Origin of the sequence: Streptococcus parasanguinis (assembly GCF_964238605.1) — a bacterium.
GTDB classification, from domain to species: domain Bacteria; phylum Bacillota; class Bacilli; order Lactobacillales; family Streptococcaceae; genus Streptococcus; species Streptococcus parasanguinis_AJ.
Genome location: NZ_CAXSMM010000005.1, coordinates 90125 through 103116, shown reverse-complemented (window position 1 = coordinate 103116; position 12992 = coordinate 90125). Strand labels below are relative to the sequence as shown.

The 12992-nt window shown below is 44.1% G+C and carries 12 protein-coding genes; 10 read left to right on the top strand and 2 right to left on the bottom strand.

Annotated elements, in window-relative coordinates; all coding sequences use genetic code 11:
* Positions 1-11: 11 nt before the first annotated feature.
* From mutM to tehB, 8 genes are all read left to right on the top strand, one after another.
* Positions 12-836 (top strand): DNA-formamidopyrimidine glycosylase, encoded by an 825-nt coding sequence (gene mutM, locus ACESR9_RS05575; protein WP_373105942.1) that lies wholly within the window; start codon positions 12-14, stop codon positions 834-836.
* On the top strand, positions 837-1445 hold the full coding sequence (gene coaE / locus ACESR9_RS05570) for a dephospho-CoA kinase (protein ID WP_340279830.1): 609 nt from the start codon (positions 837-839) through the stop codon (positions 1443-1445).
* A gap of 16 nt (positions 1446-1461) precedes the next feature.
* The gene (locus ACESR9_RS05565) at positions 1462-2661 is read left to right on the top strand and encodes a multidrug efflux MFS transporter (RefSeq protein ID WP_301362668.1); all 1200 of its coding nucleotides are present in this window, start codon (positions 1462-1464) and stop codon (positions 2659-2661) included.
* The gene (gene rpmG / locus ACESR9_RS05560; RefSeq protein ID WP_003005699.1) at positions 2651-2800 is read left to right on the top strand and encodes a 50S ribosomal protein L33; all 150 of its coding nucleotides are present in this window, start codon (positions 2651-2653) and stop codon (positions 2798-2800) included. The genes ACESR9_RS05565 and rpmG overlap by 11 nt, the downstream gene beginning before the upstream one ends.
* A 41-nt stretch (positions 2801-2841) precedes the next feature.
* Complete coding sequence (gene secG / locus ACESR9_RS05555; protein ID WP_003008189.1) at positions 2842-3075, top strand: preprotein translocase subunit SecG; 234 nt, start codon at positions 2842-2844, stop codon at positions 3073-3075.
* Positions 3076-3171: 96 nt separating this feature from the next.
* Positions 3172-5532 carry a ribonuclease R gene (gene rnr / locus ACESR9_RS05550; RefSeq protein WP_373105939.1) on the top strand — a complete coding sequence of 787 codons (2361 nt, stop codon included), beginning with the start codon at positions 3172-3174 and terminating at the stop codon, positions 5530-5532.
* The gene (smpB, locus tag ACESR9_RS05545) at positions 5495-5962 is read left to right on the top strand and encodes an SsrA-binding protein SmpB (protein WP_003005443.1); all 468 of its coding nucleotides are present in this window, start codon (positions 5495-5497) and stop codon (positions 5960-5962) included. The genes rnr and smpB overlap by 38 nt, the downstream gene beginning before the upstream one ends.
* Before the next feature lie 130 nt (positions 5963-6092).
* Complete coding sequence (tehB, locus tag ACESR9_RS05540) at positions 6093-6953, top strand: SAM-dependent methyltransferase TehB (protein WP_373105935.1); 861 nt, start codon at positions 6093-6095, stop codon at positions 6951-6953.
* Between the two features lie 127 nt (positions 6954-7080).
* Here the strand turns inward: tehB and ACESR9_RS05535 are convergent, their stop codons facing one another.
* The gene (locus ACESR9_RS05535) at positions 7081-7623 is read right to left on the bottom strand and encodes a TetR/AcrR family transcriptional regulator (RefSeq protein ID WP_049483745.1); all 543 of its coding nucleotides are present in this window, start codon (positions 7621-7623) and stop codon (positions 7081-7083) included.
* A gap of 334 nt (positions 7624-7957) precedes the next feature.
* Positions 7958-9304: an Nramp family divalent metal transporter gene (locus ACESR9_RS05530; protein ID WP_003013089.1), complete on the bottom strand. Its 1347-nt coding sequence runs from the start codon at positions 9302-9304 to the stop codon at positions 7958-7960.
* A 168-nt stretch (positions 9305-9472) separates the two neighbouring features.
* On the opposite strand from ACESR9_RS05530, the gene ACESR9_RS05525 reads away from it, so the two are divergent.
* Positions 9473-10174, top strand: a complete 702-nt coding sequence (locus ACESR9_RS05525) for an ABC transporter ATP-binding protein (protein WP_023918743.1) — start codon at positions 9473-9475, stop codon at positions 10172-10174.
* Between the two features lie 13 nt (positions 10175-10187).
* Positions 10188-12911 carry an FtsX-like permease family protein gene (locus ACESR9_RS05520; protein WP_373105930.1) on the top strand — a complete coding sequence of 908 codons (2724 nt, stop codon included), beginning with the start codon at positions 10188-10190 and terminating at the stop codon, positions 12909-12911.
* Positions 12912-12992 lie beyond the last annotated feature (81 nt).

The following is a 12992-nucleotide window of genomic DNA, read 5'->3' as shown; positions in this document are numbered from 1 at the left end:
AAAGGAGTCCTATGCCTGAATTACCAGAAGTAGAGACGGTTCGACGCGGTCTTGAGAAATTAATTCTTGGGAAAACCATCCAGTCCGTGGAAGTAAAGTATCCAAAGATGATTCAGACGGATCTGGATACTTTTCGTCAAGATCTCCCAGGCCAAGAAATTCGGGTCATGGGACGCCGTGGGAAATACCTTTTATTTTATCTGACGGATCTGGTCCTCATCTCGCATTTGCGGATGGAAGGCAAGTATTTCTTTTATCCAGACGAGGTTCCTCTTCGCAGACATGCCCATGTCTTCTTTCATTTTACAGATGGTAGCACCCTGGTCTATGAAGATGTCCGCAAGTTTGGGACCATGGAAGTCCTCATACCTGAGCTTGTCGACAGCTATTTTTTGGCGAAAAAAATTGGTCCAGAGCCGACGGAAGCGGATTTTAAAGCACCAGCCTTCCAAGCAGCTCTTAAAAAATCAAAGAAACCCATTAAATCAGCTCTTTTAGACCAAAAATTAGTGGCTGGTTTGGGCAATATTTATGTGGATGAGGTTCTTTATCGAGCCAAGGTTCATCCAGCCCGTTTGGGTCAAAGCTTGACTGCTAGAGAAGCCAAAGCAATTCGCAAAGAAACGATTGCCGTGCTTGCTCAGGCTGTTGAAAAGGGTGGTTCCACCATTCGCTCCTACAGCAATGCTTTTGGCGAGGATGGCACCATGCAGGAAGAACACCAGGTCTATGGGAAAACAGGCCATCCTTGTTTGCGTTGCGGGACACCGATTGAGAAAATCCAGCTGGGGGGACGCGGAACCCATTTTTGCCCCCACTGCCAAAAGGAGAACTAGATGGCAAGAATCATCGGATTAACAGGAGGGATTGCTTCAGGAAAGTCCACTGTGACCTCCTATCTGAGAGAAAAAGGGTATCCTGTCATTGATGCTGATCAAGTGGTTCATGATTTGCAAGCACCAGGAGGAGCCCTCTACCGTGTCCTAGTGGATCATTTTGGGAGAGAGATCCTTACCAAAGAAGGAGAGTTGGATCGCGTCGCTTTGGGTCAGCGGATCTTTTCAGACCCTAGTGAAAGAGACTGGTCCAATCGCGTCCAAGGAAGGCTTATTCGTGAGGCTCTAGCTGAGGTAAGAGACAGACAAGCTGCACAATCCGATCTCTTTTTTATGGATATTCCTCTCTTAATCGAGCAGCACTATGAAGGGTGGTTTGAATCTGTCTGGTTGGTAGCTGTATCAAAAGAAACCCAGCTCAAGCGCCTGATGGAACGCAACCACTTATCAGAACTGCAGGCCCAAGAACGCATCGCGTCTCAAATGCCGCTAGATGAAAAAAGAGCCCATGCAGATCTGGTCTTAGACAATAATGGCGATCTTGCTGCCCTCTATGCCCAATTAGATGCAGCCCTACAACAAGCTCTACAACAATTAGAAAGAAGATGATTTTATCACAAGAGAAATCAATTGGCGTAAAAATCTATATATTGCCTGGATCGGGTGCTTTTTCATCGGAGCCAGCCTTTCTTTAGTCGTTCCTTTTATGGCCCTCTTTGTGGAAGAGTTGGGTGTTACGGGTAAGGCTGTTCCCCTTTATGCTGGCATTGCCGTCGCAAGTTCTTCTGTAACCTCTGCGATCATGTCTCCCATCTGGGGGAGCTTAGCCGACCGCTATGGTCGAAAACCCATGATGCTTAGAGCCTCCATTGCCATGACGCTGACCATGGGAGGCATTGCCTTTGTTCCATCAGTTTTTTGGCTCTTGGTCCTGCGCTTGCTCAATGGGGTCTTTTCAGGCTTTGTTCCCAATAGTACAGCCCTGATTGCCAGTCAAGTTCCCAAGGACCAATCTGGCTATGCCCTAGGGACCTTGTCGACTGGTGTCGTGGCTGGAACCTTGATGGGTCCTTTGATTGGAGGACTCATTGCCGAAAATCTGGGAATGCGCAATGTCTTTCTCTTGGTCGGCTTCTTCTTATTTTTGGTTTCCCTCTTAACCTTCTGGGGTATTGAGGAAGAGTACGAGCCCCTTCCAAAAGAAGAACAAAAATCCAGTTGGCAGTTGCTCATGTCCATTCAGCAAAAAGATATCCTCTTGGGCCTCTTTTTGACCAGCATGACCATCCAAATGATCGCCCAATCTATTTCTCCGATCCTGCCTCTTTATGTGCGGGCTTTGGGACAAAGAGATAACCTGATCTTTGTATCGGGGATGATTGTTTCAGCTATGGGAGTCTCTAGTATGCTCTTTTCCGGTTGGATGGGAAAACTCGGAGACCGAATCGGGAATCACCGGCTCTTATTAATCGCCCTTCTTTATAGTGGCTGTCTCTATATCCTTTGTGCCCAAGCGCAATCACCCCTTCAATTAGGGATTTTACGCTTCCTCTTTGGGATCGGGACAGGAGCCCTACTACCAGGAGTTTCTGCATTATTGAATCGTTTAACCCCCCCTGAAGGGATTTCTCGGATCTTTAGCTACAACCAGCTCTTTTATTACTTAGGTGGTGTATTAGGACCAATGATGGGATCGAGTATTTTCATGCATTTTGGCTATCATTGGGTATTTTACGGTACAGCCCTTTTGGCTTTTACCGATTTGATGTTCCTCTTATTCTTATTTAGAAAGTATTTGAAAGTGAGAGACGTACGTGCGAATTAAAGTTCAATTGACCTGCACCAGCTGTGGGAGTCAGAATTATTTGACCAGTAAAAATACCAAAACCCATCCTGAAAAGATCGAGGTCTTGAAGTATTGTCCCAAGGAAAGAAAAGTAACCTTACATATTGAATCAAAATGATTTTCATGGTATAATAGTGAAGATTTTAAGGAGTTTTGAATATGAGCGGAGCATTAACAACTATTTTACTAGTATTATCAGTATTGATTATTATCGCAATTTTTATGCAACCAACAAAAAACCAATCGAGCAACGTCTTTGACGCAAGCTCAAATGACTTGTTTGAACGTTCAAAAGCACGCGGGTTTGAAGCCGTGATGCAGCGTTTAACAGCTATTATGATCTTCTTTTGGTTATTGATCGCGATGATCTTAATGGTACTTTCTAGTAGATAAGATAGGCTCAGACAATGTCTTTGCCTATTTTTATTTTGTAAAACAAAGACACAAGTAGATAGAAAAAAGGAGGCTGGATAACCAGCAAATAAATCAATGAAAACAAGTATTAAAGAATATTTACAAGAGCATGACAAAGCCCAGATCAATGATCTGGCAGCAGCTCTAGGAAAGGAAGGGTCTAAGGATTTCCGTGACTTGGTCAAAACCATCTCTCTGATGGAACGCCGTCATGAGTTGAAATTCGAAGATGATGGCTCTCTTCGTTTGGCTCAAAAGAAGGCCCCAGCTATTACCCTCAAGGGGATCTTTCATGCGCATAAGAATGGCTTTGGCTTTGTCAGTTTAGAGGGAGAAGAAGAGGACCTCTTTGTTGGTCGAAATGATGTCAACCACGCTATCGATGGGGACACCGTTGAGATCGTCATTACTAAGGTGGCAGACCGAAACAAGGGAACGGCAGCAGAAGCTAAGATTATTGATGTCTTGGAGCATAGTATCAAAACGGTAGTTGGACAAATCGTTCTGGATGAGGAAAAACCTAAATATGCCGGCTACATTCGTTCGAAAAATCAAAAGATCAGCCAGCTGATCTATGTGAAGAAGCCAGCCATCCAATTGGAAGGGACCGAAATCCTCAAGGTCGAAATCGATCAATACCCGAGCCGCAAGCACAATTATTTTGTGGCGACTGTGCGGGATGTGGTCGGTCATGTAACAGATCCAGGAATCGATGTCTTGGAAGTGTTAGAATCCATGGACATTGTCTCAGAATTTCCAGAAGAAGTGCTGAAAGAGGCTGAGCAGGTTCCAGATGCACCGTCTGCTAAGGATTTAGAGGGACGCTTGGATCTGCGAGAGGAGATCACCTTTACGATCGACGGAGCAGATGCCAAAGACTTGGACGATGCGGTCCATATCAAGCTACTCAAGAACGGTAACTTTGAGCTGGGTGTTCACATCGCAGATGTTTCTTATTATGTTACAGAAGGTTCAGAACTCGACACGGAAGCTCTGAATCGGGCGACCTCTGTCTATGTGACCGACCGAGTAGTACCTATGCTTCCAGAACGTCTCTCCAATGGGATCTGTTCTTTGAATCCGAATGTGGACCGCCTGACCCAGTCTGCCATCATGGAGATTGATCCTTATGGCAAGGTCGTCAAGCATACTATTACCCAAACAGTGATCAATACAACCTTCCGAATGACCTATAGCGACGTCAATGATATCTTAGCGGGAGACGAAGAAAAGGCTCAAACCTTTAAGAAAATTGTCCCAAGTATTCATCAAATGGCCACCTTGCATAGCATTCTAGAAAGCATGCGGATTCGCCGAGGAGCCCTCAATTTTGATACCAATGAGGCTAAAATCTTGGTCAATAAAGAAGGAAAACCGGTCGATATCGTCCTTCGTCAAAGAGGAATTGCCGAGCGGATGATCGAGTCCTTTATGCTGATTGCCAATGAAACGGTAGCGGAGCACTTTACGCGACTGAAACTGCCGTTCATCTACCGGATCCACGAAGATCCAAAAGCAGAAAAAGTACAGAAGTTTATCGATTATGCTTCTAGTTTTGGAATCCAAATCTACGGAACGGCTAGTGAGATGAGTCAAGAAGCCCTGCAAGAAATTATGCGCAAGGTCGAAGGAGAACCCTATGCGGATGTCCTTTCGATGATGTTGTTGCGCTCGATGCAGCAAGCTCGCTATTCAGAGCACAACCATGGCCACTATGGGCTTGCTGCTGAGTATTATACCCACTTTACCAGTCCCATCCGTCGGTATCCGGACCTGATGGTTCATCGAATGGTGCGCGAATATGGGAAATCCCAAGAAGTAGCTGAACACTTTGAACAAGTCCTTCCAGACATTGCCAGCCAATCCTCTAGTCGAGAACGCCGAGCTATTGATGCAGAGCGCGAAGTAGAAGCCATGAAGAAGGCTGAATACATGGAAGACTATGTTGGAGAAGAGTACGATGCTGTGGTTTCCAGTGTGGTGAAATTTGGCCTCTTTGTGGAGTTGCCAAATACGGTTGAAGGTTTGATCCATATTACCAATCTTCCTGAATTCTACCATTTTAACGAACGAGATCTAACCCTTCGCGGAGAAAAATCAGGAGTGACCTTCCGTGTCGGTCAGCAAATTCGGATCAAGGTAGAAAGAGCTGACAAGATGACAGGAGAGATTGATTTCTCTTATATTCCAAGTGAATGGGATGTCGTCGAAAAAGGCCTCAAGTCTAAAGGACGTGACCGAGATGGCAACCGCAGGGATCGCAGACGCAAGGATAAAAAAGTTTCTAAGGGATCAACCGCTAGAAAAGATGACAAGCGGAAAGATTCTTTCTCTAAATCCAAAAAGAAAAAAGGGAAGAAACCATTTTACAAGGAAGTAGCAAAGAAAGGAGCCAAACATGGCAAAGGGCGAAGGAAAGGTAGTCGCGCAAAATAAAAAGGCGAGACATGACTACACCATCGTGGATACGATTGAAGCAGGGATGGTGCTGACGGGGACAGAGATCAAAAGTGTCCGTGCAGCACGCATTAACTTGAAAGATGGCTTTGCACAAGTAAAAAATGGCGAAGTTTGGCTTAGCAATGTCCACATTGCCCCTTACGAGGAAGGCAATATCTGGAACCAAGATCCAGACCGTCGTCGCAAGCTCCTTCTTCATAAAAAGCAAATCCAAAAGCTGGACCAAGACACCAAAGGGACCGGAATGACCTTGGTGCCTTTGAAGGTCTATCTCAAGGACGGCTATGCCAAATTGCTTTTGGGGCTCGCTAAAGGGAAACATGATTATGACAAGCGTGAATCCATCAAGCGTCGGGAACAAAACCGGGACATCGCACGGGTCATGAAACAATACAATACACGTTAAAGAAAAAGACAGTTTTGAAACTTGTTTCAGATCTGTCTTTTTTCTTAGAGATGGGCTCTCCTTTTTCTAACTTGTAAAAAGGGGCTTTTTTCTGTATGATAAGGGTAGTGAAAGAAAAAGGAGAAGCAGCATGACACAAAAATTGATCGCCTACAAACGCATGCCTATCTGGACTAAGGATAGCATGCCAGAAGCTCTTCAAAGAAAGCACAATACCAAGGTAGGAACCTGGGGGAAGATTACAGTTTTAAAAGGTCAGTTACGATTTATTGAATTGACCGAAGAGGGGGAAGAAATCGCGAGCCACCTATTTGAAGCAGGAGCAGAGAACCCCATGGCTGAGCCCCAGGCCTGGCACCGTGTGGAAGTAGCGACGGACGATGTGGAGTGGTACTTGGAATTTTACTGTGAGCCAAAAGACTATTTCCCCAAAAAATACAATACCAATCCTGTCCATTCAGAAGTGCTAGAAGCAGTGGGAATTGTCCCAGCTGGAAAGGCGCTGGATCTAGGATGCGGGCAAGGTCGAAACGCCCTCTTTTTGGCCCAACATGGCTTTGACGTAACAGCGGTGGATCAAAATGAGCTGGCACTTGAGATCTTACAAAGTATTGTCGCTGAGGAAGATCTAGAGATGCCAGTGGGACTCTATGATATCAATGCTGCAGCCCTTACTCAAAACTATGATTTCATCGTATCAACTGTGGTCCTCATGTTTTTAGACGCTTATCGGATTCCAGCGATTATCCGCAATATGCAAGAGCATACCAATCCAGGGGGCTACAATCTCATTGTCTGTGCCATGGATACGGAAGATTATCCTTGCCATATGCCCTTCTCGTTTACCTTTAAAGAAGGAGAATTGGCGGAGTATTACAAGGATTGGGAATTGGTCAAGTACAATGAAAATCCAGGCCATCTCCATCGTCGAGATGAGAATGGCCATCGGATTCAACTTCGATTTGCAACCATGTTGGCAAAGAAAAAATAAAGAAAAAGCAGGAGCCTAGCATCCTGCTTTTTTGCTTTTACAAACAAGTTGAACAAGGTGATCTGAATGTTGTTCATTTGCCAAAAAGAAAAACCTTCTCCATAAAGCTAGGAAAAGGTTGGGGGATTTAGTTCCAGCTAGCAAAGTCGCAGACGCTAAGAATGATCGTCCCGATTTCGATTGGCTCTTCCTTGGCACCGGATTCTAACCAGGTCACAATCACAGATTCGATGGTAGCGATGAAAATTTCTAGACCATACTTGTATGGAACTTGAAAGTCTGAAATGATGTGTTCTTTAGCATGGGGAGTATCGTCTAGTGCATGGAGGGTAAAACTTCTTACTAGTTTACGGAAGTCTGAGCAGCAGGATTGGGACAATGCATAAATAAAATCATAATTCTCTTTAATAGCAGTCAAGACATTGAGAAAGTTCACCTTGACAGGGCTTCCTTCAACGAAGAGGCTATCCAATTCTTGCATCATGTCCATTTTCATTTGCTCAAACATGTCGTATTTATCGACATAGTGCAAGTAGAAGGTCCCGCGGTTAATCCCAGCGGTTTCAGTTAATTGTCGAATAGTGATGCTTTCAAAAGGTTGTTGCAAGAGGAGTTTTGAGAGCGCATTTCGTAAGTCTGACTTGGTTGTTGTTTGTCTTTGGCGTACCATATGTTCCTTTCTGTAGTTGTATCAATCTGTTTCTATTTATTTGACGTTAAAATAATCTATATGTTAAATAATTTTACGACACTAACAAAGAGCATTATACTCCAAAAGAATAAATTAGACAACAATTCTAATTTTTGTACAGATAACGGAAAGTGTACAAAAAATTTACAAGTTTATGAATGACGGGCACTGACAAGATTTTGTGAAAATCTCACAACAATTAGTGATTTAAAATAATTCCCTCCTAAAAAAATGGTCAGGAAATTTTTAGGAAATGGAGGAACAAGATGAAGGAACGAACAAAAAAACCAGCACCGTTTAAGTGCTGGTTTCTTTATTTGATAAAAGTTGTCACGATCAAATTGAAATTTAAGATAGTTAAGACAATCGCAACGAGATAGCCTAAGAAAGTATTCCATTTCGCATTGACATGCTCTCCCATGATTTCCTTGTTGGAGGTGAAATAAACCAGAGGGAAGATGGAGAATGGAAGAGCCGCTGATAGGAAGACTTGAGAGTAGACTAGAAGGTCGTCGAGGACATGTTCCTGATCTCCAAATAAGATCGCAACGATGATGACAGGAAGAAGGGCAATGATCCGAGTCATGAGACGAACGACCCATTGTGGTAAGCGGAATCTCAAGAAACCTTCCATAACGATTTGACCGGTTAGGGTCCCAGTAATGGTTGAATTTTGACCACTGGCTAACAAAGCGATGGCAAAGAGGGTGGATAAGAAGGGACTGGCGATAGCACCGGCAATATGGTTATCCTTGAGGGCGTTGTACATGCTAGAGAAAGCACCGATCTTATCTCCGTGGCCAAAGAAGAGGGCTGCTCCAAGAATCAAGAGGAGGGAGTTGACGACGAAAGCCAGACTCAATTCAATATTTGAATCCCAGGTCATAAAGCGAACTGCCCGTTTGATATCTGCTGGATCCTTGTAATCGACTTTTCGCGTTTGCGAAATGGAAGAGTGGAGATAGAGGTTGTGGGGCATTACGGTTGCACCGATGATCCCAAGCGCCAAGGTTAAGGCTTCATTTCCTTTTGGAAGCCCAATTCCTAGCACCTCTTTTTGAGGCAGGAAGCCAGCGAAGATTCCTCCGATATCAGGTTTCGATAGGAAAACCAGATAGCCAAAAATTGCAAGGATCGTGAGGATCAAGGTTGATACGATGGCCTCGATCTTTCGAAATCCTAGATGCATGAGCCCCAGTAATAGGAAGACATCAAAGATGGTGATCAGGATAGAAAAGAGCAAGGGCCAGCCAAAAAGAAGGTGGAGGGCAATCCCTGATCCGATGACTTCCGCTAAATCTGTCGCCATCAAGGCAAGCTCAATCACAATCCAAAGGGTATAGCGAAGCCATTTTGGTAAATGATGGGCGGTTGTTTGGGCCAGATCCTTACGATGGACAATCCCTAGTTTACCAGCCATTTGTTGCAATTGCATGGCGATTAAAGACGAGAGAAGAACCACTGATAAGAGGAGGTAGCGGTATTGGGCCCCTCCGACGACACTGGTAATCCAGTTTCCCGGATCCATATAGCCGACAGCTACTAGACTTCCAGGCCCCGAAAAGAGCAGAAGAGTCTTCCAAAAAGGGATCCCTTTTGGCACGTCAATAGATTGGTTGATTTCTTGAAGTGATTTCCTTTCAAACTGTTGTAAACTCACAATGAGCCTTCTTTCTAAGAATAATTCAAATTTTTCTCTAATTATAGCATAAAATTTATAATAGTTCATGATAATTTAGGATAACCTTGTTTTCTACTACCTCGATTTCTTTGTAATCTATCAGAAAAGGACTATAATATAGATAGGAAGTAGGAGGGAGGAGAGGAAATGGCCTACATTGAAATGCAGCACTGTTACAAGCGCTATACGAGTGGAGAGACAGAGATTTTCGCTAACCGGGATGTTTCCTTTGAGATTGAAAAAGGCGAGTTGGTCATTATTTTAGGAGCTTCAGGAGCTGGAAAATCAACGGTTCTCAATATCTTAGGGGGGATGGACACCAATGACGAGGGTCAGGTTCTGATTGATGGGGTGGATATTGCAAAGCTAAATTCCCATCAACGGACGGATTATCGACGAGATGACGTTGGCTTTGTCTTTCAATTTTATAATTTGGTCCCTAATTTGACAGCTAAGGAGAATGTTGAGTTGGCTTCAGAAATTGTTTCTGATGCTCTGGATCCGGAAGCTGTTTTAAGAGAAGTAGGACTTGGCAATCGTCTTGATAATTTTCCTGCCCAATTGTCAGGCGGCGAGCAACAACGGGTGGCGATCGCTCGGGCAGTGGCTAAGAACCCAAAAATTCTCCTTTGTGATGAGCCAACGGGAGCCTTGGATTACCAGACGGGTAAGCAAGTATTGGGGATTTTACAGGATATGTCTCGAAAAAAGGGAGCGACGGTCATCATCGTAACCCATAATGGTGCCCTAGCTCCGATTGCAGACCGTGTGATTCGCATGCATGATGCCAAGGTCAAGTCGGTAGAAATCAATGAGCTTCCTCAAGATATTGCTACGCTAGAATATTAGAAGAGGTGGTAGCATGAAACGAAAAGTCTATTGGAAGGATCTATTTGCTTCCTTTACACATTCAAAAGGACGTTTTCTCTCCATCTTAACCTTGATGTTGTTGGGAAGCTTGGCCTTGGTAGGTCTAAAGGTGACCACTCCAAATATGCACCGAACGGCTAACCAGTTTATTCAGCAACAAAAGATGCTGGATCTTGCCGTCATGGGGGACTTGGGATTAGACCAGGCAGATCAAGAAGAGCTTTTAGGACTCAAAGGGGCGCGTGTCGAATTTGGTTCACTGCTGGATCTGACGGTGAAAGGAACAGGAAAGGCAATTCGACTTTTTTCTCCCCCAAAGAGTCTCTCTTCTTTTCATGTGACCAAGGGGCGTCTGCCCCAAAAAGAAGGGGAACTGGCCCTAGCGAGTTTTTGGGAGGATCGTTATCGATTAGGGGATACCCTCACACTTGAAGAAAAGGTGGGAACTCGCTCTAGTTTAAAGCGAAAGCAATTCACCATTGTTGGCTTTGTTCAATCCTCTGAGATATGGTCTCAAAAGAATTTAGGCACTGCCATGAGTGGCAGTGGGAATCTAGATGCCTATGCTCTGGTTTCAAAAGAAGTCTTCACTAGCAAACTCCCTGTGATGGCGCGTATCCAGTTTGATGATCTGGGATCTTTTGATTCTTTTTCGCAGGCCTACCAAAAACGGCTAGAAGAACACCAAGAAGAGTTAGAAAAACTTCTGAAAGACAATGGAAAGGCTCGCTATCAAAGACTCAAGAAGGAGGCGGATGGGCAGATCCAAAAAGGCCAGAAAGAACTCAGTCGTGCCAAGGAAACACTCCAGTCAGCCAAGAATCAGATCGATCAGGCTCAAAAGCAATTAGACTTGCAGGAGACGCAACTCAGTAAACTAGCTCCATTTCTGCCAGCTAAAGAGCGAGTAGCCAGTCAAGAAAAAATCCATCAAGCTAAAGAACAACTGGATCAGAAAAAGAAGAACTGGACCGAAGGTGAAACGGAGCTTGCAAAAAAAGAGGAGGAGCTAAAAAAAGCTCAAACCGAGCGAGATCAGCTGGAAATTCCAACTTATCATGTCTATGACCGCAAGACCATGCCAGGCGGACAAGGTTACCTGATGTATAGCAATGCTAGTAGCAGTATCTCTGCTGTCGGAAATATTTTTCCGGTCGTTCTTTATCTGGTAGCAGCCATGGTGACCTTCACCACGATGACGCGCTTTGTCGATGAAGAGCGGACCAATGCAGGCGTTTTTAAGGCGTTGGGCTATCGAACCAAGGACATCATTCTCAAATTTGTCCTCTATGGATTCTTTGCTGGTACGATTGGAACCCTTCTAGGAAGCTTGTTGGGGCATTATTTCCTATCGGGAATCATCTCCAACATTATTACGCAAGGGATGGTTATAGGAGAGAGCAGAGAGTATTTTTATAGGGATATAACTCTGATTGCTCTCGGACTATCTTTCATCGCGAGTGTGCTTCCAGCTTACTGGGTTGCTCGTAAGGAATTAAAAGAAGAAGCCAATCTTTTATTACTGCCCAAACCACCAGTATCTGGTTCGAAAATTTTTCTGGAGCGTATCCATTTTATTTGGAAACGTCTGAATTTCACGCACAAGGTTACTGCTCGTAATCTCTTTCGTTACAAACAAAGGATGATGATGACTATTTTTGGAGTGGCGGGTTCTGTTGCTCTTCTCTTTGCAGGGCTAGGGATTCAATCTTCTGTAGGAAGTGTTCCCAAACGCCAATTTCAAGAGATCCTATCTTATGAGTTGATTGTAGCCAAAAAAACGAATGCCTCCTACCAAGAAAGCAAAGAACTAACCAATCGTCTGGCAAAATCAGACATCAAGGATTATCGAGCTATCTATAGTAAGGTCATTGAAGCTTCTTTAAAAAATGGACACGACAAGCAGACTGTTACGATGTTGGTTACGGATCGTGCAGATTTTTCTCCCTTTGTCAGCCTGCGTTCTTTCAAGAAAGGGGAGTCCTTGTCTCTAAAGAAAGGGGTTATCATCAGTAGCAAACTGGCACAACTAGCCCAGGTTACAGTTGGGGATCGACTGACCCTAGATGGTCACTCTTTTAAGGTGGCAGGAATCACTGAAAATTATGTCGGCCATTTTATCTATATGGATCAGGCAAGTTACCAAAAAATCTACGGAGAGCGGACTTCAGAAAATAGCTATTTGGTACAGCTGCGAAATTCCTCCACACAACAAGTGCAAGCAGTTAGTCGGGACATGATGGCTCTTGCAGCTGTGAAAGCAGTCAGTCAAAATGCTTCGATGATTTCCCTCTTTAACTCAGTTGCCAAATCGTTGGACACTACCATGATGGTTCTAGTAGTCGTATCGGTTTTGTTAGCTATCGTGATCTTGTATAATTTAACCAATATCAATGTGGCAGAACGGATTCGTGAATTATCGACCATCAAGGTCTTGGGATTCCATAATAAGGAAGTGACACTCTATATTTACCGCGAAACCATCTTATTGTCTATCATAGGGATCCTCATGGGGTTAGTGGGTGGCTATTATCTTCATCAATTTCTTATTGCCATGATTGCACCAGATGCCATTCTCTTTTACCCCAAAGTAGGACTTGGTGTTTTCCTCATCCCTGTAGGAGGACTGATCCTTCTTTTGGTCCTGTTAGGAATTTATGTTGACCATTATCTCCGAAAAGTAGACATGCTCGAAGCCCTCAAATCAGTAGACTAAGATACAAAGCCCGTAGCTGATAGCGACAAAATGAGCCCTCTAGTCTTATTTTTCATTTCATCAGCATCGAATGTTTATAAA

Coding starts and splice junctions, on each gene's coding strand:
- mutM (WP_373105942.1), top strand. CDS start 12: ATGCCTGAATTACCAGAAGTAGAGACGGTTCGACGCGGTCTTGAGAAA.
- ACESR9_RS05520 (WP_373105930.1), top strand. CDS start 10,188: ATGAAACGAAAAGTCTATTGGAAGGATCTATTTGCTTCCTTTACACAT.
- tehB (WP_373105935.1), top strand. CDS start 6,093: ATGACACAAAAATTGATCGCCTACAAACGCATGCCTATCTGGACTAAG.
- smpB (WP_003005443.1), top strand. CDS start 5,495: ATGGCAAAGGGCGAAGGAAAGGTAGTCGCGCAAAATAAAAAGGCGAGA.
- ACESR9_RS05525 (WP_023918743.1), top strand. CDS start 9,473: ATGGCCTACATTGAAATGCAGCACTGTTACAAGCGCTATACGAGTGGA.
- secG (WP_003008189.1), top strand. CDS start 2,842: ATGAGCGGAGCATTAACAACTATTTTACTAGTATTATCAGTATTGATT.
- coaE (WP_340279830.1), top strand. CDS start 837: ATGGCAAGAATCATCGGATTAACAGGAGGGATTGCTTCAGGAAAGTCC.
- ACESR9_RS05535 (WP_049483745.1), bottom strand. CDS start 7,623: ATGGTACGCCAAAGACAAACAACAACCAAGTCAGACTTACGAAATGCG.
- rnr (WP_373105939.1), top strand. CDS start 3,172: ATGAAAACAAGTATTAAAGAATATTTACAAGAGCATGACAAAGCCCAG.